Source organism: Mesorhizobium bavaricum (genome assembly GCF_056781655.1).
Genome location: NZ_CM165566.1, coordinates 5,443,133 through 5,466,714 on the forward strand (window position 1 = coordinate 5,443,133; position 23,582 = coordinate 5,466,714).

At 63.3% G+C, this 23,582-nt stretch carries 23 protein-coding genes; 10 read left to right on the top strand and 13 right to left on the bottom strand.

Going from position 1 to position 23,582, the window contains the following annotated elements:
• Positions 1 to 30: 30 nt before the first annotated feature.
• Positions 31 to 537, bottom strand: a complete 507-nt coding sequence (locus tag AC1RZR_RS26735; RefSeq protein WP_481826499.1) for an OsmC family protein — start codon at positions 535 to 537, stop codon at positions 31 to 33.
• 481 nt (positions 538 to 1,018) lie between these two features.
• Here AC1RZR_RS26735 and AC1RZR_RS26740 point away from each other — a divergent pair, with 481 nt between their 5' ends.
• The 3 genes from AC1RZR_RS26740 to AC1RZR_RS26750 all read left to right on the top strand — a co-directional run bounded on the left by AC1RZR_RS26740 (position 1,019) and on the right by AC1RZR_RS26750 (position 4,537).
• Entirely contained in the window at positions 1,019 to 2,530 is a 1,512-nt protein-coding gene (locus tag AC1RZR_RS26740) for a S10 family peptidase (protein ID WP_481826500.1), read from the top strand.
• 174 nt (positions 2,531 to 2,704) lie between these two features.
• Positions 2,705 to 3,592: a DMT family transporter gene (locus AC1RZR_RS26745; RefSeq protein ID WP_481826501.1), complete on the top strand. Its 888-nt coding sequence runs from the start codon at positions 2,705 to 2,707 to the stop codon at positions 3,590 to 3,592.
• Between the two features lie 60 nt (positions 3,593 to 3,652).
• A complete protein-coding gene (locus AC1RZR_RS26750) occupies positions 3,653 to 4,537 on the top strand; it encodes a DMT family transporter (protein WP_481826502.1) in 885 nt (294 codons plus the stop codon).
• Between the two features lie 189 nt (positions 4,538 to 4,726).
• Here the strand turns inward: AC1RZR_RS26750 and AC1RZR_RS26755 are convergent, their stop codons facing one another.
• The gene (locus AC1RZR_RS26755; protein ID WP_481826503.1) at positions 4,727 to 5,590 is read right to left on the bottom strand and encodes a LysR substrate-binding domain-containing protein; all 864 of its coding nucleotides are present in this window, start codon (positions 5,588 to 5,590) and stop codon (positions 4,727 to 4,729) included.
• Positions 5,591 to 5,702: 112 nt separating this feature from the next.
• Here AC1RZR_RS26755 and AC1RZR_RS26760 point away from each other — a divergent pair, with 112 nt between their 5' ends.
• Together AC1RZR_RS26760 and AC1RZR_RS26765 are read left to right on the top strand one after the other, a co-directional pair.
• A complete protein-coding gene (locus AC1RZR_RS26760) occupies positions 5,703 to 6,110 on the top strand; it encodes a tautomerase family protein (protein ID WP_481826504.1) in 408 nt (135 codons plus the stop codon).
• 345 nt (positions 6,111 to 6,455) lie between these two features.
• Positions 6,456 to 8,678: an AMP-binding protein gene (locus tag AC1RZR_RS26765; protein WP_481826505.1), complete on the top strand. Its 2,223-nt coding sequence runs from the start codon at positions 6,456 to 6,458 to the stop codon at positions 8,676 to 8,678.
• A gap of 149 nt (positions 8,679 to 8,827) precedes the next feature.
• On the opposite strand, the gene AC1RZR_RS26770 is transcribed toward AC1RZR_RS26765, so the two are convergent.
• The gene (locus AC1RZR_RS26770) at positions 8,828 to 9,646 is read right to left on the bottom strand and encodes a CDP-alcohol phosphatidyltransferase family protein (protein WP_477276217.1); all 819 of its coding nucleotides are present in this window, start codon (positions 9,644 to 9,646) and stop codon (positions 8,828 to 8,830) included.
• Between the two features lie 3 nt (positions 9,647 to 9,649).
• Positions 9,650 to 10,348: a phosphatidylserine decarboxylase gene (locus AC1RZR_RS26775; RefSeq protein WP_477276215.1), complete on the bottom strand. Its 699-nt coding sequence runs from the start codon at positions 10,346 to 10,348 to the stop codon at positions 9,650 to 9,652.
• Between the two features lie 240 nt (positions 10,349 to 10,588).
• Here AC1RZR_RS26775 and AC1RZR_RS26780 point away from each other — a divergent pair, with 240 nt between their 5' ends.
• Both AC1RZR_RS26780 and AC1RZR_RS26785 read left to right on the top strand, forming a co-directional pair.
• Complete coding sequence (locus AC1RZR_RS26780; protein WP_481826506.1) at positions 10,589 to 11,269, top strand: lysozyme inhibitor LprI family protein; 681 nt, start codon at positions 10,589 to 10,591, stop codon at positions 11,267 to 11,269.
• A 98-nt stretch (positions 11,270 to 11,367) separates the two neighbouring features.
• Positions 11,368 to 12,231 carry an SMP-30/gluconolactonase/LRE family protein gene (locus AC1RZR_RS26785; protein WP_481826507.1) on the top strand — a complete coding sequence of 288 codons (864 nt, stop codon included), beginning with the start codon at positions 11,368 to 11,370 and terminating at the stop codon, positions 12,229 to 12,231.
• 9 nt (positions 12,232 to 12,240) lie between these two features.
• On the opposite strand, the gene AC1RZR_RS26790 is transcribed toward AC1RZR_RS26785, so the two are convergent.
• The 8 genes from AC1RZR_RS26790 to AC1RZR_RS26825 all read right to left on the bottom strand — a co-directional run bounded on the left by AC1RZR_RS26790 (position 12,241) and on the right by AC1RZR_RS26825 (position 20,218).
• The gene (locus AC1RZR_RS26790) at positions 12,241 to 12,588 is read right to left on the bottom strand and encodes an antibiotic biosynthesis monooxygenase (protein ID WP_481826508.1); all 348 of its coding nucleotides are present in this window, start codon (positions 12,586 to 12,588) and stop codon (positions 12,241 to 12,243) included.
• Between the two features lie 100 nt (positions 12,589 to 12,688).
• Complete coding sequence (locus AC1RZR_RS26795; protein ID WP_477276203.1) at positions 12,689 to 14,569, bottom strand: ABCB family ABC transporter ATP-binding protein/permease; 1,881 nt, start codon at positions 14,567 to 14,569, stop codon at positions 12,689 to 12,691.
• 22 nt (positions 14,570 to 14,591) lie between these two features.
• Positions 14,592 to 14,939 carry an ArsR/SmtB family transcription factor gene (locus AC1RZR_RS26800; protein WP_477276201.1) on the bottom strand — a complete coding sequence of 116 codons (348 nt, stop codon included), beginning with the start codon at positions 14,937 to 14,939 and terminating at the stop codon, positions 14,592 to 14,594.
• A gap of 68 nt (positions 14,940 to 15,007) precedes the next feature.
• A complete protein-coding gene (locus AC1RZR_RS26805; RefSeq protein ID WP_481826509.1) occupies positions 15,008 to 16,072 on the bottom strand; it encodes an alpha/beta hydrolase family protein in 1,065 nt (354 codons plus the stop codon).
• Positions 16,073 to 16,160: 88 nt separating this feature from the next.
• Positions 16,161 to 16,544, bottom strand: coding sequence for a DUF1330 domain-containing protein (locus tag AC1RZR_RS26810; protein WP_481826510.1), 384 nt, complete (start codon positions 16,542 to 16,544; stop codon positions 16,161 to 16,163).
• 24 nt (positions 16,545 to 16,568) lie between these two features.
• Positions 16,569 to 17,405, bottom strand: coding sequence for an SDR family oxidoreductase (locus tag AC1RZR_RS26815; RefSeq protein ID WP_481826511.1), 837 nt, complete (start codon positions 17,403 to 17,405; stop codon positions 16,569 to 16,571).
• Positions 17,406 to 17,540: 135 nt separating this feature from the next.
• On the bottom strand, positions 17,541 to 18,434 hold the full coding sequence (locus tag AC1RZR_RS26820; RefSeq protein WP_477276193.1) for a LysR family transcriptional regulator: 894 nt from the start codon (positions 18,432 to 18,434) through the stop codon (positions 17,541 to 17,543).
• 314 nt (positions 18,435 to 18,748) lie between these two features.
• A complete protein-coding gene (locus AC1RZR_RS26825) occupies positions 18,749 to 20,218 on the bottom strand; it encodes a LysM peptidoglycan-binding domain-containing protein (protein ID WP_481826512.1) in 1,470 nt (489 codons plus the stop codon).
• Positions 20,219 to 20,329: 111 nt separating this feature from the next.
• Between AC1RZR_RS26825 and AC1RZR_RS26830 the strand changes: the two genes are divergently transcribed.
• Positions 20,330 to 20,941, top strand: a complete 612-nt coding sequence (locus tag AC1RZR_RS26830) for an LOG family protein (protein ID WP_111549207.1) — start codon at positions 20,330 to 20,332, stop codon at positions 20,939 to 20,941.
• A gap of 70 nt (positions 20,942 to 21,011) precedes the next feature.
• Here AC1RZR_RS26830 and AC1RZR_RS26835 read toward each other — a convergent pair whose 3' ends face one another.
• On the bottom strand, positions 21,012 to 21,923 hold the full coding sequence (locus tag AC1RZR_RS26835; protein WP_477276189.1) for a LysR substrate-binding domain-containing protein: 912 nt from the start codon (positions 21,921 to 21,923) through the stop codon (positions 21,012 to 21,014).
• A 110-nt stretch (positions 21,924 to 22,033) separates the two neighbouring features.
• On the opposite strand from AC1RZR_RS26835, the gene AC1RZR_RS26840 reads away from it, so the two are divergent.
• Both AC1RZR_RS26840 and AC1RZR_RS26845 read left to right on the top strand, forming a co-directional pair.
• Positions 22,034 to 22,324, top strand: coding sequence for a hypothetical protein (locus tag AC1RZR_RS26840; RefSeq protein WP_477276187.1), 291 nt, complete (start codon positions 22,034 to 22,036; stop codon positions 22,322 to 22,324).
• 154 nt (positions 22,325 to 22,478) lie between these two features.
• Positions 22,479 to 23,579 (top strand): glycosyltransferase, encoded by a 1,101-nt coding sequence (locus AC1RZR_RS26845; RefSeq protein WP_481826513.1) that lies wholly within the window; start codon positions 22,479 to 22,481, stop codon positions 23,577 to 23,579.
• Positions 23,580 to 23,582: the final 3 nt, after the last annotated feature.

A 23,582-nucleotide genomic window follows, 5' to 3' on the forward strand; every position in this document is an offset into this window, starting at 1 on the left:
CGGCCCGGCGGCCGCGGATCTCGTGGCGTTTCAGCGCCCCGCGCTCACCGTAAGCTCCGGCTTCTGGTTGATGGTCTGGAACACCACGCAATAGCGTTCGGTCAGCTTCAGCAGCGAATCTATCCGCTCCTGCGGCTCATCGGTGTCGAGACTGAATTTGAGCCGGATGGCGCGAAAGCCGACCGGCGCGTCCTTGGCGACGCCGAGTGTGCCACGAAAATCGAGGTCGCCTTCGGCCTCCACCGTGGCGGCGTCGAGCTTGAACTCCAGCGCCGTCGCCACCGCCTTCAGCGTCACCCCGGCGCAGGCCACCAGCGCCTCTAGCAGCATGTCGCCCGAGCAGAGCTCAAGCCCCGAGCCGCCGGTTGCCGGATGCAGCCCGGCGATTGCGAGCGCCCTGCCCGTCTCCACCTTGCAGGCAACCGACTGGTCATCGATCGAGCCCCTTGCCTTCAGCGTGATCAGCGCCTGCGAAGCGTCGTCGCGATAGGCCTGCTTCAGCGGCGCCTGCATGGCCTTCAGTTCGGTGGCATCCATGTTTCTACCCTTTTTCGTCAGTTGGTTTCATACCGCGCGATCGAGACAAGGGCGGTTGCCTACAACAAGCCCGGCAGCCCGCCACAGAGCCCGCCAAAGAGCAATTCGGCAGATACGTTCCAGAATTGGATTCTTGCCACAACCCCCAACTAATGTCGCCGTCGAGTTTGTTTGGAGGGGGCGGCATTGATTGGAACAAGGCTATTGCATGCGCTGTCGCCTGCGCTCGGAGCGCTAGCGGTCTTATGAGAGCAGCGTGCTTTGGGAGCGCGCCCTTCTTGACTATGGTCGCGGCGCTCGTGAAGCACCGCCCAAGATCAGCTCGATGTTTTGACTTTCCGGCGCCGGCATCCTGCGTCGTCGGACCCTGTGAAACCGGAGCATGCTTGGACCGCTGACAGGCAGGAAGGACGACACTTGCATTTCCTTTGACTTCGATCGCCTCGGCCATACCTATGCGACAGTCGTTCCCGGAGGCGTCATGCGTACCAGGCTGAAACTCATTCTAGCCATCCTGCTGATACTCACCGCTCTCGTGCAACCCGTCTTGGCCGAAACAGCCGAGCGCCCTGCGCCGACGGATGGCGTGCTGTCGTTGCTGCCGCCCGCGCAGACCACGGACCATTCGATCACCATCGCCGGGCGCAGCCTGCAATATCAGGCTACGGCCGGCACACTGTCGCTGCTTTCCGGCAAGGGCGCGGTCACGGCGGAGATCTTCTATGTCGCCTACACGCTGCGATCGCCGGCGGGCGCGGTGAAAGACTCGCGGCGCCCGATCACCTTCGTGTTCAACGGCGGCCCGGGCGCGGCGTCCGCCTATCTGCATATCGGCGCGCTCGGACCGCGCGTGATAACCACCGGAACCGAGGGGGAATTCCTGCCTTCGCCGCAAAAACTCATCGACAATCCCGACAGTTGGCTCGACATGACCGATCTCGTCTTCGTCGATCCGGTCGGAGCCGGCTACAGCCGCGAGGCACCGGGCCAGGACACGCACGACTTCTGGGGTGTCAACCAGGATGCCAGTTCAATGGGGGCTTTCATCCGCCTCTATCTTGCTCAGAACAGCCGCACCGGATCTCCGTTCTTCCTCGCCGGGGAAAGCTATGGCGGGTTCCGGGCGGCGCTGCTCGCCAGGACACTGCAAGAGGATATCGGCATCAGTCCAAGCGGCATCGTGCTGATCTCGCCAGCGCTCGAATTCATGCTTGTCCAGCCCGACGAATTCGAGCCGCTGCATTGGGCGCTCGAACTCCCCTCGCTGGCGGCGGTGCGCCTGCACGCCGAAGGCATTGGTGGCGATGCGCTGCGGGAGAAACTCGCCGAGGTCGAGCACTATGCGTTGGGCGAATACCTCACGGCTCTCGCCAGCGGGCTGGAGCAAGGCGGGCGGCTGGCGAGCCGGCGCGTGGCGGAGATCACCGGCCTGCCGCTCGATCTCGTCCAGCGGAACTTCGCCCGCATCCCGACCGGTCTGTTCGCAAGGGAGTTCGCCCGCGCCAGCGGCAATGTGCTCAGTCCTTATGACGGCACGATCGCGACTGCCGATATCGCGCCGGAGAGCGCCGGCATTGCCGGTCCGGATCCGGTGCTCGACCGCAGCGTCCCCGCACTGACCTCGGCTTTCGTCGGCTACGCCCGTGACGAACTGAATTTCCACACCGATGTCAGCTACCGGTTGCTCAACGGTGACATCAGCCACAATTGGGATTACGGCATCTCGCGGCAAGGCTATGCCGGCGTGATGGATGATCTGCAACGAGCGCGCTCGCTGAACCCTTCGCTCGGTGTGGTCATCGTCAATGGCTACACCGACCTTGTCACGCCATACTTGGCTTCGCGCTACCTGGTGAGCCAGATCCCGTCACTCGCCAATGCCAAGCCCATCCGTCTCGATGTCGTCGAGGGCGGGCACATGATGTATTTCAGACCCGACGGTCGTCGCGCGCTGAAAGAGGCCGCTTCGGAACTCTACCAGGCGACGCAGTAAGGCTCGCAACGCAGCTCGCCAAGGAACCCCTGCCCTAACGCAAGCACGAGGCTGGCGTAGCGCTGCGCCGGCTTTCGCCCGTATAGCTTGGTGTCAGGGAGCTGACTTCCCAGGTTCTTTACGTCGCTCCTCGCAGCATTTCTGTCGCCTTCCGCACCTTTGGTCCCGCGCCTTATGGCCGATATCGCCATTCTCGAAACACGCGAAAGGGTTCTTGCCGGAATCCTGCTGACCGGCGCGGCCTATCTGCTGTTTTCGACGCAGGATGCCTCGATCAAGCTCTTGGTCAGCGGCATGACGGTCTGGCAGATCATGTTCTTCCGCAGCATCGCCATCCTAAGTGCCTGCGCGGCGATCGGCGGGCGGCAGCTGTTTGCCGACACGGTGCGCTCGCCGATCGTGCGGCCGATGCTCGTGCGCAGCGCCTTCACGCTCGCGGCCTGGCTCTGTTACTACAACGCCGCCCGCAGCCTGCAGCTCGCCGAACTGACCACCGTCTATTACGCGGCCCCGATCATCGTCACCGTGCTTTCGGTGGTAATGCTCGGCGAAAAGGTGCCGATGCTGCGCTGGCTGGCGGTGATGATCGGCTTTGCCGGGGTCTTCGTCGCTTGCGACCCGACCCATCTCGGCCTATCCGCCCCGGTGCTGCTGGTGCTGGCGGCCGCCGTTTTGTGGGGGATCGCCATCGTGCTCTTGCGCAGGACCGCGCTTGCCGAGCGCTCGACGATCCAGCTCCTGCTCAACAATTTCTATTTTCTGCTGTTTTCGGCAAGGCCGGCGCTGCTCTGGTGGCAGACGCCGGACTGGACCCAGTTGCTGCTCCTTGCCAGCGTCGGCGCGCTCGGCGGGTTTGCGCAATACCTTCTCTTCGAAGGCAAGAAGCGAACGCCGGCTTCGATCCTCGCACCGCTCGAATACACATCGCTGTTGTGGGCGTTCGCGCTCGGCTTCGCGATCTGGGGCGACGTGCCGCGCCGCGAAGTCTTTCTGGGTGCTGCCCTCATCATCGCCGCCGGGCTGCTGATCGTCGGCACCGAGCATTTCCGCAAACAGCTATGACCGGGATCGCCATCACTGCTGACGCTACGATGTCAGGACGGAACGGCGTAGGCTGGCAGCATGACTGATGTTGCAGCCCCGACCGACAGCACCGCCGAACGCACGCTGGGTATCTTGCTGGTGTCGTCATCGGCGGCGGTGTTCGGCCTGACCGGCGTGCTGACCAAGTCGATCCATGCCGACCCGCTGACCATCATCTGCTGGCGTGGCTTTGTCGGCTCGATCCTGGTCGCGCTCTATGTCTTTTGGCGGCGCCACCGCTCCGGCGGGCGCGAGACGCTGCGATTGGGCTGGCGCGGCTGGCTGCTGGCGGTGGAAGGGGCGCTTGCCAGCATAGCCTTTATCTCGGCCTTCAAGTTCACCTTCGTCGCAAATGTCGCAGTCATCTATGCTACGGCGCCTTTCGTCACCGCACTGCTGGCCTGGCTTCTGGTGCGTGAACCGTTCCGATTGCAGACGATGGTCGCCGCCGCCGTGTCGCTGTTCGGCGTAGCGATCATGGTCTGGTCCGGCTTCGGCACCGGCAATCTGTTCGGTGACGGGCTGGCATTGCTGATGACGATCGGCAGCGGCCTTTACATGATCATGGTGCGCACCTTCCGCGACACGCCCGTGGTCTGGGCCGGCGCAGTTTCGGCCTTCCTGCTGTTCGTGCTCGGTTGGTTCGTCACCGATCCGCTGGCGGTTTCACCAAGGGACGCCGTTCTGCTCGTCACCTTTGGTGCCTCCTTCGCGCTGTCCTCGATCCTGTGGACGGAAGGCGCGCGGCTCATTCCAGCCGCCGAATCCGGGCTGCTCGGCTCGGCCGAAGTGCCGTTCGCGATCCTGTTTGCCTTCCTGTTCCTGGGCGAGATCGCACCAGCCGCCAGCATGATCGGCGGCGCCATCGTGCTGTGCGCGGTGTTTGCCCATGCGGGGCGGGATTGGCTGATGGCCCGCTCGTGACGCTTGGCGTCAAATATTTCTTAAAAAAAGTGACACAGTCACGGAACCATCATCCGGGTGATGCATTGTTGGTGTGACGGGCCACCCCCAAGTCCCCCCAAACCCCTCGGCCCGTCCCACTTCGAAGCCGACCGCAAGGTCGGCTTTTTCTTTGGCGTTTAACCCTCAGCGATACCGGATCTCGTCGATTTAGCCGCGGAGCCCGGGCAGAGCCAGGTCACCGCTGAGCAGTGCCGCCAGATCGGCCGCCGGACCACCGGCACCGGCGCGCAGCCGAATGGCGAACTCAGCCATCGGCACCTGTGGCAGGCCAAGTTCGCGCGAGGCTTCGACAATGCCCGAATGGGCAAAGCGCGCCGTTCGCAGCGTCAGTGCAACACCCGCATTCACGGCCGTGCGCAGGCCGGCCAGGCTGGCGCTGCCGGCGGCGATGCGGTAACGGCGTCCCGCTGCGTCGAGCGACGCAATCGCGGCCTCGCGAAATCCGCAATAGGGATCGAGCAGCGCGAGCGGCAATTCTTCCTGCCGCGAGGCCAGCCCCTTCTGCGAACACAGCCATATCATCTGCTCGCGCAGCACGCCGACTTCGTCCGGCGCAGCGACCTGACGCATGACGATCGCCAGATCGAGCCCACCGGACTGCAGCGCTTGCGCCAGTTCGGCGGAGCGGCCGACACGCAATTCGATCCTGACGCGTGGATGACTGACGGCGAAGGCGCGCAGCAGATCCGGCAAACCGCTGTCGGCGAAATCCTGCGTCGTGCCGATGGCAACGCGCCCGGCAGCCCGTGCCCCCTTCAGCGCCAGCCACGCCTCGCGATGCGCCGCCATGATACGTCTTGCATGGCCGACCAGATCCTCGCCTGCCTTGGTCAGGCCCCGGCCCCGGCCTTGCGGCGCCAGAAGCGGCTCGCCGACAATCTCCTCCAGCCGCTGCATCTGCGCGGTGACCGCCGAAGGTGAACGGCCGACGCTTGAAGCCGCCTGCGCCAGCGAGCCGCTGTCGACGAAAGCGAGGAAGGTCCTGAGCAGATCGGGATCGAGCGTTTCCATAATTCGATACTATCGAATCATCAGTTAAAAACAATTCGATTTTTTTGATTCAATGATGGTGACATGCTCCTTCCAACGGCGATCGGACGCCGCTCAAACCAGGAGAACAAAAATGCCCATCATCAACATCAGCGTCACCGGCAAGCCCGATGCCGCCCTGTCCGCCAGCATCGCCAGGGAAATCACCGAGATCACCGCCACGCAGCTGCGCAAGGATCCGACAATTACCGCGGTTGCCGTATCCTACATCGATCCACAGCACTGGTTCGCCGGCGGCAAGTCACTTGCCGAGCACGGCACCAACACGTTCTGGCTCGACATCAAGGTGGTCGATGGCACCAACACCAAGCTTGAGCTGGAAGCCTATCTGAAGGCGATCTTCGACGCCTTCGGCCGCCTGCTGGGCGGCGTGCACGAAGAAAGCTATGCCTTCGTGCATGAGGTGCCGGCGGCCGCCTATGGCTATGGCGGCAAGACGCAGGAGTTTCGTTTCATCAGCGGGCGGTTGAAGGCGGCGTGAACTGCAGTTTCCCTTCTCCCCCTTGTGGGGTGAGCGGCCGGTTCGCGGAGCGAATTCATCGTGCCGGTGGCATGATGAAAGGCCAGCGAACGCTGGGTCGCTGCAAAGCAGCGGGGACCCGGCAGGTGGCCGTCCACCACCCGGCCCTTCGCAGGCTCAGGGCGTTCGAAGTTCGATAAGCCAAGCAATTGGCTTTTCGTCCGCTGCGCGGACCACTTCTCACCCCACATGGAGGAAGGCGAGCGGCTTATTCATCCGCATTGACGTTGCTCCCACATCGTCTAGGTTCTGGCCGAAGCGGCCGCAAAAGAGCCGCGATGCTAAAATCGTTGGGAGAGAAGCGGCATGATCCTGACACTGGCGCTGCTTGCGGGTCTCGTTCTGGCCTGGCTGCTGATCGGCGTGGTGGAGAAATTCCGCCTCGGCCTGCGTTTCACCCAGGCGCTGCTCTATGTGCCGTTCAAGCTCGCCTACCGGATCGACGACAACCGCATCAGGATCGCCCGCAAGGCGCAGGTTCCCGTCATCTACGTCATCTCGCATCAATCGCGTTTCGAGCCGGCGCTGATGCTGTCGCTGCTGCCGGACGACACACTGCATATACTCGACGATGTCTCGGCGCGGTCGCCATGGCTCGAACCGTGGCGCGAGCTTGGCCGCACCATCGCCTTCAACGCCGAACATGTCTTCGTCAGCCGCCGTCTGGTGCGCGTTCTGAAGGGCAAGGGGCGGCTTGCCGTCTATTTACCGGACGCGGTCGAGCCTGACGTCAAGACGTTTCGGCTGTTTCGCGCTGTCACCCGCATCGCCATGCAGGCCGACGCCAGCATCGTGCCGATCTTTGTCGGCGGTGCGCGCAGCCTGCCGGTGTCGCTGACGCCGGCGGACAAGGCACCGCGGCACTGGTTTCCGCAGCTGTCGATCAGCGTGCTGGAGCCGATGACCATCGCCGAACTGATGGCACGCAACCCCGACCAGGCTTCGAACACCAACACGCTGTTCGACCGTGTCGCCGAGGCCCGGCTTTTCGGCACCGACCTCGATCGTGGCCTGTTCCTGGCCATGCGCGACGCCGCAGCCCGTGTCGGCGCCTCGCACCCGATCATCGAGGATGTCATCTCCGGCGCCCTGAGCTACCGCAAGATGTTCATCGGCGCCCGCGTCCTGGGGCGCCGGTTCGAGGCGGTGACGGCGCCGGGCGAGGCGGTCGGCCTGCTGCTGCCCAACGCCAATGGCGTGGTGCTGTCGTTTGTCGGCCTGCTGTCTGCCGGCCGGGTGGCGGCAATGATCAACTACACCGCCGGCCCAGCCAGCGTGACCGCCGCGGTGCGCACGGCTGTGATACGCACGGTTGTCTCCTCCCGCGCCTTCGTCGAGAAGGCCGACCTCGCTGACATCGTCGCGGCGGTCGAAAAGGGCGGCGCCAGGCTGCTTTGGCTCGAGGATGTGCGCGAAGCCGTCACCGCGCTGGAGAAGCTTGCCGCCGCCTTGCTGTGGCGATTGCCCCTGCAGCGGCAGGACGCGGCCAAGCCGGCGGTGATCCTGTTCACCTCGGGTTCGGAAGGCACTCCCAAGGCGGTGGTGCTGTCGCACAAAAACCTGCTCGCCAATGCCATGCAGGCCGAGGCGCGCATCACCATCTCGCCTGCCGACATCCTGCTCAACGTGCTGCCGGTGTTCCACTCCTTCGGCCTGACAGGCGGCACCATCCTGCCGCTGGTCACCGGGGTGAAACTGTTCCTCTACCCCTCCCCGCTGCACTACAAGATCATCCCCGAGGTGGCGCGCAAGGTGAAGCCGACGATCATGTTCGGTACCGACACGTTCCTCGCCAACTATGCGCGCACCGCCAAGGACGGCGATTTTTCCAGCCTGCGCTTCGTCGTCGCCGGCGCCGAGGCGGTGAAGCCGGAAACCCGTCGCGTCTATCGCGAGCGCTTCCAGGCTGAGATCATCGAAGGTTTCGGGCTGACCGAAGCCGCACCCGTGGTTGCCGTCAACACCGCAATCCATGGCCGTGACGGCACGGTCGGGCGGCTGCTCCCGGCGATGCGCATGAAGCTGGAGCCGGTCGATGGCATTGCCGATGCCGGCCAGTTGTGGCTCGACGGACCCAACCTGATGATGGGCTACATGACATCGGACCGCCCCGGTGAATTGCAGCCGCTGACCGGCTGGCACGACACCGGCGACATCGTGGCCGTCGACCGCGAAGGCTTCATCACCATCCGCGGCCGCGCCAAGCGCTTCGCCAAGATCGCCGGCGAGATGGTGTCGCTGGGCGCGGTCGAGATGCTGGTGCAGTCGCTGTGGCCGGAAGAACGCCATGCGGCGGTGGCGGTGCCGGACAAGAGGCGCGGCGAACGCATCGTGCTGGTCACCACCGCCGACGATGCCAACCCCGACGAGTTGCGCAAATTCGGCAAACAGGCGGGTGCCACCGAGCTGATGGTGCCGAACGACATCGTCAAGGTCGAGGAAATCCCGGTGCTGGGTTCCGGCAAGACCGACTATGTGTCGACGAGAAAGCTGGCGATCGACAGGCTGGGCCTCGGCGTCGCGGCCTGAGACACCGAAGACCTGATCGAGAATTCGTTCCGGTGAGTCAGATGGCGTGGTTTTCGAGAACCGGAGCGGAGGGGACCATCAATTCCGTGAGCACCGGAAGCGCAGTAAACCTTGTCAGGTGGCCGCCGAGCGAATTCGCGACAAATCTGCTACCCGATGTCCGAAGGCGGCACCTTCTCGCCCTCCTGCTTGGCGCGCTTCGAGTAGGCGCGCACGCTGAACGGCAGGAAGAGCAGATAACCGGCGACGGAGGCGGTTAGCGTGTACCAGGGATAGGTCATCAGCAACAGCACGTAGAGCACGACAGCCAGGATGATCGGCAGCACCTTGTCGCCCGGAATTCTCAGGCTTTTGCCGGAATAGACCGGCAGCCGGCTGACCAGCAGGAAGGCAACCAGGACCGTGAAGCCGGTGGCTACGAAGGCAGCCGGGCGACTGGGCTCCAGACCCGTGCGCAGGAAATAGAGATAGAGCGGCAGCATCACCAGCACGGCGCCGGCCGGCGCCGGCACGCCGACGAAATATTCGGACTGCCACATGGGGCGTTCGGCCTTCTCGTCATCGAGCACGTTGAAGCGGGCAAGCCTGAGCCCGCAGGCGATGGCGAACAGGAGCGCGGCAATCCAGCCTGGCGATCCTGCACGGTCGAGCAGGAAGGCATAGAGCACCAGGGCGGGCGCAACACCGAAGTTGACGATGTCGGCCAGCGAATCCATCTGCGCGCCGAATTTGGAGGTCGCCTTCAGCATCCGCGCCAGGCGCCCGTCAATGCCGTCGAGGAATGCCGCGAGCAGCACCATCACCACCGCCGGTTCGAAGCGGCCTTCGAAGCCGAAACGGATGCCGGACAGGCCGGCACAGATGGCAAGCACGGTGACGAGGTTGGGCAGCACCATGCGCATCGGGATTTCGCGGATGCGCGGGCCACCGCTGGCATGCGCTTCGAATTTTTTGTACTGCGTGCCCACCGGTCAGGAAATCCGCACGAGGGGGGTGCCGGCGACACCGCCGAATTCGGCCAGCACGGTTTCACCACCGACCGCCGTCTGGCCAACGGCAACGCGCGGCGTGGCGGTCAGAGGCAGGAACACGTCGACGCGCGAGCCGAAGCGGATCAAGCCGAAGCGCTCGCCGATGGCGATCGAGCCGCCGGCCTCAGCCCAGCAGACGATGCGGCGCGCCACCAGGCCAGCGATCTGTACAGCGGCGACGGTGCCGTTGGGGCTCTCGATGACCAGGCCGTTGCGCTCGTTCTCGGTGCTCGCCTTGTCGAGTTCGGCGTTGAGGAATTTTCCCGGCCGATGTTCGATCTTGGCGATACGGCCGCGCACCGGGGCGCGGTTCACATGGCAGGAAAACACGTTCATGAACACCGAGATGCGGGTCATCTCGACATTGCCGAGGCCGAGTTCGCGCGGCGGCACCGCCGGTCCAACCGCCGAAATGATGCCATCGGCCGGGCTCACCACAAGGCGGTCGTCGACCGGCGTGACGCGCTCGGGATCACGGAAGAAATAGACGCACCAGGCCGACAGGATGAGGCCGATCCAGAACAGGATCGAGGAGAAATAGCCGAGGAAAAGCGTAGCCGCGCCAAAGGCCGCGATAAAGGGATAGCCTTCGCGATGGATCGGTACGAACGCGTTCTTGACCGTATCGACTAGGCTCATCGGGCTGGGGCAGGCTCCGTTTCAAGTCCGGCCTCAATAGCCGAAAGCCCACTTCGCCGCAACGCAACAATCGGCAAGGCGGCATTGGCCGCGACTGGCGGGAGCCGTGATGCGCTTGCCTGTCTGCATCATTGCCGCCAGAATTCAGGCCACCGCCAGGTAGTAGCCCGGAGAAAAGACCGACTGCCCATGATCCGACACCTGAACCGCGCGAACCTTGATGCCAGACGATGGGCAGCCGTGAGTGCGGTTCTGGCCGCATTGCTGGCATCGAATGGCAGCGCAATGGCGCAAGCCAAGCCATCCTTCGACTGCGCCAAGGCCGCCAGCGCGGCGGAAAAGGCCATCTGTTCCGACCCTGCCCTGGCGCAGGCCGATGCTGATGTCGCGAAGAACTACGCGGCGGTGATGAAGATGCTCGATCCTCATGCCGGCAAGGCCTTGCGGGACGACCAAAGCGATTTCATCTTGTATCGCGACCAGATCGCCAGCTTCAACGAGAACACGCCCAAGGACCAGCAGAATCTCGATCTCGGCGAATTCCTGCGCGACCGCGCGGCCTTCCTCGCCGGCATCCGCAAGCCGGCGGACAGCCGTTTCGTCGGCACATGGAGTAGCGTTCGCGGCACGGTCGAGATCGCAGCGGCTGGCGCTGGCAAGCTCGACGTGTCGGAAGAGGTCGCCAATCCCGTCTCCGGCAGTGGTTCGTGCGAAATCGGCGGCACGGTCAAGGTCCGCAAGGAATTGCGGCTTGTCGATACCGACGACAAGCCGACCGGTTTTGTTTTCACATTCCGTCGCGATGGCGATGCGCTGGTCGCCGAACAGAGCGGCACCGGCATGGACGGCATGTCGGAACCGCCTTCATGCGGCGCCAACGGCCATGCCGATGGCAATTTTTTCCTGGGCGAAAAACAGTAGGGCTGCTGTCGGGGATCCGCCCCCTCGCCCGTCCTTGGTAGACAGCGTCATTCATAGGCCTTTCGGCCGCGATGACGCGCAACCAGGAGATACCGCAAATGCAGAAACAACCGGTCCTCCAAGCGCATCTCCTTACTGCTGGCCTCGCCTTTGGCGAATCGCCGCGCTGGCATGACGGACGCCTGTGGCTCTGCAACTGGGGCACAGGCGAGATCATCGCAGTCGATGCCGACGGCAACCGCGAGATTATGCTCACCGTACCGGCTGTCCTGCCCTACTCCATCGACTGGCTGCCAGATGGCCGCCTGCTCGTCATCTCTGGTCGGGAGGGCTTGCTCTTGCGCCAGGAACCGGGCGGTTCACTGGTTACCCATGCCGATTTGCGGCCTCTGTCGAAAAGCCCGTGGAATGAGATCGTCGTCGATGGGCGCGGCAACATCTATGTCAATGGCGGCGGCCCGGCGCCGGATTCCGGCCAGCATTTCGGCCCAGGTACCATCGTGCTGATCACCCCGCACGGCGCGGTCCGGCAAGTGGCGGAAAACATCGCCTTTGCCAACGGCATGGCAGTGACGCCTGACAACAAGACGCTGATCATTGCCGAATCGCACGCCAACCGGCTGACCGCCTTCGACATCGCCGCGGACGGCACCCTGTCCAACCGCCGGGTCTGGGCCGATCTCGACGGTTTTCCCGACGGTATCTGCCTCGATGCCGAAGGCGCCGCCTGGTATGCGGATGTGCCCAACAAGCACTGTGTGCGGGTGCTCGAAGGCGGCGAGGTGCTGCAGACGGTCACTATCGATCGCGGCTGCTTTGCCTGTATGCTGGGCGGTGCGATCGGGAAAACGCTGTTCATCGCCGCCGCCGAATGGCGCGGCTTCGAGCATATGACCGGGGATGCCCGCACCGGCCAGGTGCTCAGCGTCGAAGCGCCGGCACCTGGCGTCGGCTGGCCGTAAGAGGCTAACTTACACCCGGGGTATCCGCTGATAGTTCGCGATGTCGGCCCGCACGCCGAGCCGGGCGATCGTCTCCTGCGGGTTGAAGGCGATGCGCTCGTGCGCGGCCTTGACGATCGGCACGACCCCGTCGACGGCCGCCTGGCTTTCCCATTCGACGATCGTGACGAGGTTGAATTCGCCCGGCCCCGAGAATTGCTCGAGCAGGAAATCCTGCACGAAGCCATCCTGCCGGCGCAGCAGTTCATGCGTCGTCCTGACCTTGGCGAGTATCTCCTCGCGGGCCGCGGCGGGGACGACGAACTTGTCCACCCTGAACACGCTGCCGCCGTTAACACTCTGATTTATCTTGCTCATTTTCGATTGCTCCGTTCTTGAATGCTCTTGTTATCGGGCTCCAAGATCGGTCTACGATCTCAACTTAAGTTGAGGTCAAGCGCAGAAAATCAGTTTGCCTTCAATTCACCTCCGATGTGCGGCGGCGGACGATGACGCCAAGCTCGTCACCCTCGCGGGCGATGCGCAGCCGCTCCTCGGCCTCGGTCGCTTCGCGCTGGCGGTCCCACATCGAGGCGTAGAGGCCATGTTTGCGCATCAGCTCGGCATGGGTGCCACGCTCGGCGATCTGGCCATCCTGCAGCACGATTATCTCGTCGGCCGAAATCACTGTCGACAGCCGGTGGGCGATGACAATGGTGGTGCGGCCGCGGCTGACCAGATCGAGCGCGGCCTGGATCTCCTGTTCGGTGTGGCTGTCGAGCGCCGAAGTCGCTTCATCCAGCATCAGGATCGGCGGCGCTTTCAAAATGGTGCGGGCGATCGCCACGCGCTGTTTCTCTCCGCCGGAGAGCTTCAGGCCGCGTTCGCCGACCATCGACTTGTAGCCGTCGGGCAGCCGCTCGATGAAAGGGCCGATCTGGGCAAGTTCGGCCGCCTTGCGCATGTCCTCCTCGCTGGCGCCGATGCGGCCATAGCGGATGTTGTAGGCGATGGTGTCGTTGAACAGCACAGTGTCCTGCGGCACCATGCCGATTGCCCCGCGCAGGCTCTCCTGGGTTACGTCTCTGATATCCTGGTCATCGATCAGTACCTGGCCGGCCTGGACGTCGTAAAAGCGGAACAGAAGCCGCGAGATCGTCGACTTGCCGGCGCCCGACGGCCCGACAATGGCGACCGTCTTGCCGGCCGGCACCTCGAAGCTGATGCCCTTCAGGATCTTGCGGTTCGGGTCATAGGAGAAATGCACGTCGCGGAACTCGACCTTGCCGGCGCTGACGGCGAGCGGGCTGGCGCCCGGCTTGTCGACGATCTCTTGCGGCACATCCAAAAGGTCGAACATCTGCTCGATATCGGTCAGCCCCTGGCGGATTTCGCGGTAAATGAAGCCGATGAAATTGAGCGGCACCGACAGCTGCATCAGCATGGCGTTTATGAAGACGAAGTCGCCGACCGTTTGCGTGCCGGCTTGCACTTCCAGCGCCGACATGCACATGACGATGACGGTGCCGAGGCCGAAGATGATGCCCTGGCCGAAATTCAGCCAGCCGAGCGAGGTCCAGATGCGCGTCGCGGCGGTCTCGTAGCGCGCCATCGAGCGGTCGAAGCGCTCGGCCTCCATGCCTTCGTTGTTGAAATATTTGACCGTCTCGTAGTTGAGCAGCGAGTCGATCGCCTTGGTGTTGGCGTCGGTGTCGCTGTCGTTCATGTCGCGGCGGATCGAGATGCGCCAATCGCTGGCGCGGACCGTGAACCAGACGTAGACCCAGACGGTGACCGCGACGACGACGACGTATTTCCAGCCATAGGTGTAGGCGAAGATGCCGGTGGTCAGCGCGAATTCGAGGATGGTCGGCGCCGTGTTGAGCATGATGAAGCGCACGATCGTCTCGATGCCCTTGGTGCCGCGCTCGATGATCCGCGACAGGCCGCCGGTGCGCCGCTCGAGATGGAAGCGCAGCGACAGTTCATGCATGTGGACGAAGGTGCGGAAGGCAAGCTGGCGCACTGCATACTGGCCGACGCGGGCAAACAGCGCGTCGCGCAGCTGGTTGAAGCCAAGCTGCACCAGGCGCACGACATTGTAGGCGACGACCAGCATGACGGGCGCCAAAAGGAAGGTCGGCAGCGGCGGTACGGACTTGGCGTCGCCCGCCAGAGCATCGGTCGCCCATTTGAAGAAATATGGGCCGGCGACCAGCGTCAGCTTGGCAACGACCAGCAGAAGCGTCGCCCAGGTGACCCGTGCCCTGAGATCAGCGCGGTCCGCCGGCCACATGTAAGGCCACAGGTTGAGCAACGTCTTGAAGGTCGAGGAGTCGGAGACGGTTTTTTGGGCCATTTCTTATGCCTTCTTCTTATTTTCAGCGGCCGGAGCAGCAGGAATTGACGAGCGCGGCGACCGATGCGGATACATCGGCGAGCGCGGCGTGGTCGACCGCATAGCGCGAGCGCTGGCGGTCAGGCTCGAAGCGGACCAGCCCGGCTTCGACCAATATCTTCAGGTGTTGCGACACGGTGGACTGCGCCAGATCGAAACGATCGACGACTTCGCGGCAGCAACAGGAGTTGCTGGCCGACAGATGCTTCAGGATTTCGATGCGTGCCGGATGCGAAAGTGCCGCCATGCGGGCGGCGATAGCGCGGCTGTCGGGGGCGAGTTTTTCCGGCCCTGGACAGCTTGTGCCGGCTTCAACTAGGGATTCGGTCATCGTCCATCGGCGATAAACGATGACCGGGTCTGCGGCAAGCTGCCCTTATGGGCAGATTGGCTGCGATGTCATGAAACGCGGGCGTCGAACCAATCCAGCACCAGTTGCGGGTTCTTGCCGAAGTAGTTGTAGCCTTCGAAACGCTGGTCCGTCCCTTCGATCCAGAACAGTTTCTTGTCCCTGGAGGAAATGGTGTCATAGATTTCCTGCACGTTGGAGGGCTTGGTCAGGAAATCATTGCGGACCTGCGCGACGAGTGTCGGAACCGTCACCGCCTTGGCATATTCCATTGGCCAGACGTCAGCGAGGTGGAAGCCCGTCTGCTTGTGAAAAGCCACGTCGAACAGTTCGACACCATTTGCGATTTTCTGGTTCTCCATCGCCGTTTGGACGAACACTGCCGGCGAGACCGGCTGCAAGGCGATCATCGCCTTGATGTGGGCGAATTCTTCCGGGTGCTTCTTCATGCCCACGATCGTCGCATTGGCGCCTAGGCAGCGGCTGTAAAGGGCGGTCTTCATGTCCTTCGTATCGGGCCCGGATTTGGCGTATTGCAATGATCCGATCACGTCACGATATTCCAGCACGCCGTGGCCATTGATGCCGCCGCTGCCCGTTCCACTGCGGCCGTGGTTGCGCATGTCGTAAGTGATGATGTTGTAGCCGGCATCATGCAGGAGCTTGTATTCCGGCAGGAAGTTCACCTCGAAGCCGCCGAAATTTGTCCACGGCTCCAGATGGCCCGGATAGCCGTAGCGATTGCAAGGCATCGGGTGATTGAAGATGAGCAATTTGTCGGAGTCGGCGGGAATGAACCAGCCCTCGATCGTCACACCGTCAATCGCCGGGAAGAAAATCTCCTCGTACTCCAGGCCATACTCGTGCGGCCACCGCAGGATCGGGGTGCGGGTCGAATGCGCCATCAAATCAGCCATGCCATTGATGAACTCTTCGGATTTGGCGTCGGTCATAGTTGCACCCGTTGTCGTCTGGTTGTCTGCAGCCGTTGCAACTGCAGATGAGGCGGCGATGATGGGGAGAGCGGCGAGCGCCACCCCGGCTTTCAGAAGCTGTCGGCGGTCATTCGAGAGAGCGCCTTCCTGCTGAACAGAATTGTCGCGCTGGTTGCCCATGTGGGCCTCCTTGATGGTTGTTGAGATGTCGATGTCCGCGGGGATTTGAGGCGAGGATACACTCGGTGTTGCCCGCCCTATTCGCTCGTTATGGCTGCGGAGGGACAAACCCTTCCGTGATGACAACCGTGCCTTCGGTCGAGGCGACGCGGAACTTCCTCGCGGCCGTATACTCGGGAGAATTGTAGAAGCGCTGGGCGTCGGCCAGGCTTGGAAACTCGGCTATGGCCATGACCTTTTTCGGCTGGCCCTCCACAGCGGTCGCGTTGAGGTTGAAGACAATGATCTTGCCGCCGTATTTCGGAGCAAGCGGGCCCGCCTCTTCCATATATTTTCGGTAGCCCGCTTGATCCTTGACCGTGTAGTTGGCGATCATGTAGCCGGGCGCATGTGTGTTCTGCGCGTAGCCTGTTGCCGCGAGAGCGATGGTGACGGCCGTGGCCGCAGCCGCGCCGATGGCGAATTTCTTCATTGTATTATTCCTTTGGCTTGGGGGCTAGAATGAGCCGTCTGTCGACCTGGACAGATCCTCGTAAGCACTCAGTTCCTCAATGCGCCCTTCGAGGACCGGCTTGAACGCCGCAAAGGCGTCGCTGCCGGCCAGGAACTGCCTTGGCGGATTCTCCATCCCGGCAAGTTTGACGAAGACAGCGCCGAGCTTGGCGGGATCACCTTGCTGTTTGCCGTCATAGCCAGACCACATGTCTTGGGCAGTCCCTTCAGCCGCGTAGTCCTCGATCGTGCTGGCGCTATATTTGGCGTTCTGCGCATCGAGGAGGTCCGTTCGAAAGAAGCCCGGTGCGACTACCACGATCTTGATGCCGAACTGTTCGACCTCCTGCGCCACCGAGAGGGAAAGGCCTTCGACCGCGAATTTGGCAGCGCTGTAGGCGCCGCAATGCTTGAAGCCCATTATGCCGGCGAGCGAACTGATGTTGATGATCCGGCCCGAGCGTTGTTTGCGCATGACCGGAAGAGCCGCGCGCATGACGTGGATGACGCCGTACAGATTGGTCGAGATCAGTCCCTCGATCTGGGCGGTGCTCAGCTCCTCGAAATTGCCGAGCAGGCTGTAGCCGGCATTGTTGACCAGGACGTCGATGCGTCCAAAGACCTTCATCGCCTCATCGACCGCAGCCCTCGCCTGCGCTTCGTTGGCGACGTCCAACTGGACGCACACGAGCCTGTCGCCTGCAACATCGCTCAGCGCATTGCGGACCTTATCGAGATTGCGGCCAGTCGCGATCACCCGATCGCCGGCCTTCAGGGCCGCCCTGGCGGTGGCGGCGCCGATGCCGCTGCCGGCACCTGTGATGAACCAGACCTTGCTCATTTCTAACTCCTGTTTTCGATGAACAGGAAGATAGGCCACGCTGCTCTATCCGATTAGACGGCACAATTCGCATGTAGTTAGAAATGAAATAGATAAATGTACAGTCGCGTTTCAGAACCGTATCACCAAGTCGCACTAGCCTCTGTAACGAAGCGCTTCGACCAGAACGGCGAAGGCTGGCGTATGTTGTCGTCTGCTAGGATAGTAGAGGTGATAGCCGGAGAATGGCGGGCACCAATCCTCCAGCACACGAATCAGGCGTCCGTCGGCAACGTGCCGGGCAACCTGAGTTTCGAAAGTGTAAACCAGCCCCAGTCCGCCGAGGGCAGCGTTTACCAGCATCTCATTGTCGTTGATGACGAGCGACCCGCTGACCCGGACCTCAAGCTCGACGCCATCGCGCTCGAACTCCCAGGCATAGAGCCCACCCCCTGCGCTCTGCCGGTAGCTGACGCAATTGTGGTTGCTCAAATCACGCGGCGTTTGTGGAACCTCACGGGTGGCAAAGTAGGTTGGGGAGCCGACCACCGCCATGCGGATATCGGCGCTCACCCGAACCGCAACCATGTCTTTCTCGATCTGCTCTCCGACGCGGATGCCCGCGTCGAATCGCCCGGCGACGATGTCGGTGAGCCCTTCATCAACATTGATTTCGACAGCGATGTCCGGATATTCCGGCAGGAGCTTCAGCAGGACAGGCCAGAGCACCGTTCTTGCCGCATGGCGGAAGGTGGTGATGCGGATCGTGCCCGCAGGCCTGTCACGAAGTGCGGTGAGCTGAGCGATTTCATTGTCAATATGGTCGAATGCCGGACGCAGGCTGTGAAGCAACCTTTCTCCTGCGTCGGTCAGCGACAGGCTGCGCGTCGTTCGTGAGATCAATCTGACTTTGAGCCGCTCCTCGAGCATGCGGACGGCATAGCTGAGTGCCGACTGGGACAGGCCAAGCCTTGCGGCGGCACGTGTAAAGCTTCCCTCTTCGGCGACCGCGATAAACATGGCCAGCTCGCTGAAGTCGCCTTTTCTCATTTATAAGCCTTGCTTCTGACTGCGCGCCGATTATAGTGCCCAATCGGCATGTTCGTCCTCAGCTATTTGTTCCCCAGGCCGGCTGACCGAGCGCGGCCGAATTGACCGAGAACATGGATCGTCACTTAGCGATCGATCAGTGACTGACGACGGGATTGGGTCGCGGGCACGCGCAGCGCGCCACCGATTGGTTCAAAACCTCGAGCCACGCCCTTCCTCAGCTGATTGTGCAGTCACTCAGCCGAAGGGATCAGACCTCTTGTGAGAAGGGGGGCCCGCCTCGCGATGGAGGTGAGCGCCATTGCTCAATGCGATCACTTGGTCTTGGTCGGCGCCGTCGTCGCCTGCTCGCCCATCGACTTGAGGTCGGCGGCTTCGCCTTCCTTCGACTTTTCCGGGACCTTGAACACCTGCCCCGGCCAGATGCGGTCGGGATCGCTGATCTGGTCCTGATTGGCGAGGTAGATGGTCGAGTAGCGCACGCCATGGCCGTAGACGCGCCGCGAAATCCGCCACAGCGTATCGTTGCGGCGGATGATGACGGCGCTGCCGGCATGCTCAAGCTTGGGCGCCACCGTCTCGGGTACATCGCCTGGCGGCGTTGCCGCCGGAGCCTCGGTGCCGGGCGCTGCCGGCGTCGCTGGCGCTTCGGCAGCGGCGGTGGCCGGCACGGCAGGTGCTGGAGCGGCAGGCGCTTCGGCGGCAGCCGGCGCGCCCAGCTTCGGCTCGGCGGGCTTTGCTTCGGCGGGCGCCACGGCAGCGACCGATTCACCCGGCTCGCGCTCAAAGGGCACGGCGGCACGGGCCACGACTTTCACCCCGTCGGCATCGAGGCCATCGACATGGATGGTGTAGCTGCCGACCGGAATGTCGCGCGTCGCCTCGACCAGGAAATGGCCGTCGGGCGACGTCTGCGCGTCACCGAGCAGGATGTCATTGGCGTAGGCGCGCACCTTGCGGCCCGGATCGGCAAGACCGGCAACAAAGATCTTGTTGCCGTCGATCTCGACCGCCTCGACGACGATCTTGGGTTCTGCCCCGGGTACGGCGGGCGGCGTCGCTGGTGCTGCCGGAGCAGGTGATGCTTCAACCCCGGCCGGTGCCGGAGCCGCAGTGGCAGGCGCTTCGGCTGCAGGAGCAGCCGGGGCGGCAGCCTGGTTGCCGGCGGCCGGTGCGGCGGGCGCCGGAACAGTGAGCAGTTCGGCCGGCTTGCCCGGCTCCTCGACCATGGCCAGCACCTGGCCGGCGGGAACCGAAACGACGGCGGTCTGCGCCGAGGCGGTCACCACATCGCCCGTTGTCGAACGCAGTGCAATTGTATAGTCGCCGGGTTTCAACGGATCGTCGAGCACGATGACAAAGGCGCCATCAGGACCGGCGACCGTCGAGCCGAGCACGGTCGTGCCGTTGAGGATCTCGACCTTCGAGTTGGGCGCCGCATTGCCGGCAATGACGATCGAGCCATTGCCCTCGACGCGCACCACATCGAAGGACGGCACGATCGGACCGGCCGTAGCGGGCGCTGCCGCATCCGTTGCCGGCGCGCCCGGGGCCGTTGCCTGGGGCGCCGTGACGGGAGCGGCCGGGACCGCCGCTGGCGGCAGCCGCGCTTCCGTGCCTGGATCGGCAGGTTTCGGCGCCGCGGGCGGCGTCAGTGCCGCCACTTCAGCCGGCGGCGTGTGATTGAGATACGGGTCGAGTGCGCCCGATACATAGGCTGTTCCTGCGGCCGCAACGGTCCCACCCGCCGCGAACAAGAACGCCTTCAGTGGATTAATTGCCATTTCCCTACCCCTTAGCCACCTAATGCCGGTCTAGCCTGTTTTGCCAAGACCGACAAGAAAAAGCCCGCCCGGGCTTGACCCCGCTTTCAGACCCAATCACCAATCATCAGTATGAACACGATTCGATCCGTCTGCGTCTATTGCGGCTCGTCTCCGGGCCGCGATGAAACCTATGCCAAGGCCGGCCACCTGCTTGGGCGCTCGCTTGCGCGCTCCGGCCTCAGGCTGATTTATGGCGGCGGCACCAAAGGCATCATGGGCGCCGTCGCCGAGGGCGCCCTGCGTGCCGGCGGCAAGGTGACGGGCATCATTCCGCGCTTCCTGATCAACAAGGAGGCGACCGAAACCGCGCTTGACCGGCTCGACGAGCTCGTGATCACCGACAACATGCACGAGCGCAAACACAGGATGTTCGAAAAATCCGACGCCTTTGTGGCGCTGCCGGGCGGCATCGGCACGGTCGAGGAGATCGTCGAGGTCATGACCTGGGCCCAGCTCGGCCATCACCGCAAGCCGATCGTCTTCGGCAACATCGGCGGATTCTGGGATCCGATGCTGGCGTTGCTCGATCACATGGCCGCCGAGGGCTTCATTCACACCGCGCAGCGGGTCAAGCCGCTGGTGGTCAACGACCCCGAGGCAATCGTCGCCGCCATCATGGTGGCCGGCTCCTCCGTCGACGCCCCGACCGAGGGCATGCAGTCGGTGATCGACAAGCTGTAAGTGAGTAGGGAATAGGAAGTAGGGAGCGCCGGAAGCTGTGCCCGTGAACCGCTTGCCTACTGCCTACTGCCTACTGCCTACTGCCTACTGCCCTACGCTCTTCCCCAGCAGCCTGCCGCAAGCCGGCAATGACCGCACGGCGATCATGGCGCCGCCAGGCAAGATAGATGGAAACCGTTCGTTCGAACCATGGCAGGTCGCGAAACACGATCCGCGACGGTGCGGCGGCACGCAGGCTGGCCTGCACCGTGGCCAGGCCAAGACCGGCGCTGACGAGACCGAGCGAAGTCAGCGGATCGGCTGTCTCGTAGGCGATGTCGGGCAGGAAGCCGGCCTTGGCGCAAGCGGCGAGGAACTGGCCACGGTTTGTGTCGTCGGGCTGGCGCACGACGGTGATCCAGGTGCGGCCGTCGAGGTGGTGCGGCTTGATCTCCGACAACCCGACAAGCGGATCGGCTTCGGGGATCGCAAGCACCAGCGGTTCATGGCGCAACGCCATGGCTGCGACATCAGGGTCATCCTCGGCCGGCGGCGAATAGACGAAGCCCAGATCGAGCGACCGCTGCCGCAGCCCCTCCAGTTGCGCCGCCGAACGCAGGCTTCGCAACTGAAGATGAAAATCCGGCCGTTCGCGGCGGAACTGGCGCAGCATCCCGGCGACAAGCCCGGCATGCACGGCGCCTTCGACATAGCCGATGGCGAGACGGCCGACGGCGCCGCTGGCCAGGTTGCGGCCGAACTCCTCCAATCGTCGTGCATTGGACAGCAGCGAGCGGGCCTCGGTGAGGAAGGCACGGCCTTCGGCGTTGAGATGGACCCGTTGCTTTGCCCTTTCAAACAGGGAAACGCCAAGCTGCTGCTCGAGCTGCATGATCTGCCGGCTGAGCGGCGACTGCGAAATGTGCAGCATTTCGGCGGCGCGGCCGACATTGCCGGTTTCGGCGACGGCGACGAAATAGCGGAGCTGGCGCAGGTCGAACATTTTTTCTCCGAGGCATCAAGTCCTTCTAGGTCTCAACTTTAGCCTACTCAGTCTTGGACAGTCTGACCAGTCAAGGCGATATTTGGCCATCCCAACCAAGGAGACCCGCCATGCAGTTCTTTGCCCTTCTGACCCGCAACACCGAAAAGTTCACCGATGCCGATTTCGCCCCGCTGCTCCCCGGCGAGGCCGAGCAGCGGCGCACGCTCTACTCTGAAGGCGCGGTGCGCCAGGTCTGGAACCGCGGCGACATCCCGGGCAGCGGCATGATGTTCGAGGCCGGCAGCGACGCCGACGTGCGCGGTCATCTCGCCACGTTGCCTCTGGTCAAGGCCGGGATGATGGACATCGCCGCCATAGTCCCGCTCAACCCCTATCCAGGCTTCGGCCCGAAGCGCTGAACCAGAGCAAGAGGTGGGGCGGTCGGCAACGCCCGCCTCCGGCTCCGCCTCCAAGCTTTCGCCTGATACAGCGGGCAAACTCGCCTTGTAACGATTTCCGTTTGCGGCTGACTGCCTAGTTGGCTATCGGGGAATATCGGCAAGGGGAGAAATTTTGGAGAACAGACCCGAGGCGGGAACTGATCGCGTTCCACGCGCATCCGTCGTTATGACCGTCTATACCGACCAGCGCTTCCTCGATGCGGCGGTCGAGAGCATACTCGCGCAGGAATTTGGCGACCTTGAACTTATCATCGTCGATGATGGGACGGGCCAGGACGCGGTCTTCCAGGCGCTGGCGCGTCGCGACCCGCGCATCCGGATTGTCGTCAATCCCACCAATCTAGGCACCGCCGCAGCCGCCAACCGCGGCATCGAAGCCGCTCGCGCCGACATCATTCTTCGCCTGGACGCCGATGATGTCGCCGAGCCGACGCATGTCGGGCGTCTCGTCGCGGCACTGGCCGACGATCCGCAACTGGGCCTGGTCGGAAGTTCCGTGACGCTGATCGACGAAGCCGATCAGGTCCACTATGTACAGGCAATGCCGCAAACGGATCTGGAGATCCGGTGGACCATCCTGTTTTACAATCCGTTCTACCATTCGGCGGTCGCTTATCGCCGCAGTTGCTTCGAGGCGGCCGGACATTACAGGATCGAGGAACTGGTCTCGCAGGACCACTATCTCTGGTTCCAGATGCTGCCCCTGTGCCGCATGCGAAACCTTGCCGAGCCGCTGACGCGCTATCGGATGAATGCGCTCGGACTGTCGATGGCAAATTCAAAAAACTGGCGCAACCGGACACATCCGATCCGCGAGGCGCTGTGGACCCGTATCGGCCTGACCTACGACCTCTACGACGACGCCTTCGCCCAGGACATGTCGCGCTTCCTGCGCGGGCATGAGATCGCCACTGAGCGACGCGTCACCGCCTACCGCAAACTGCTTGGCGTGCTGCGTGCCTTTCTTGCTGCATCGCAACCCTTTGCGCGCGCCGAGGATGCGGACGACGCCCAACGGCTAGCGCACAGTACAGTCGCGCGCATGCTCGCCAGCCCACCGGTGCGGCTGCGAGAGGTGTTGGAGGTCTGCGCCCTGAGCTGGCCGCTCGACCGGCGCGCCGCGACCAGCACGGCGATAAGGCGGCTGGCAGTCGGCGCCAGTTCCCGGTTGCGGGCGGCAGGAAAACGGCTGAGCCGGCGTTGGGCGAACTAGGGT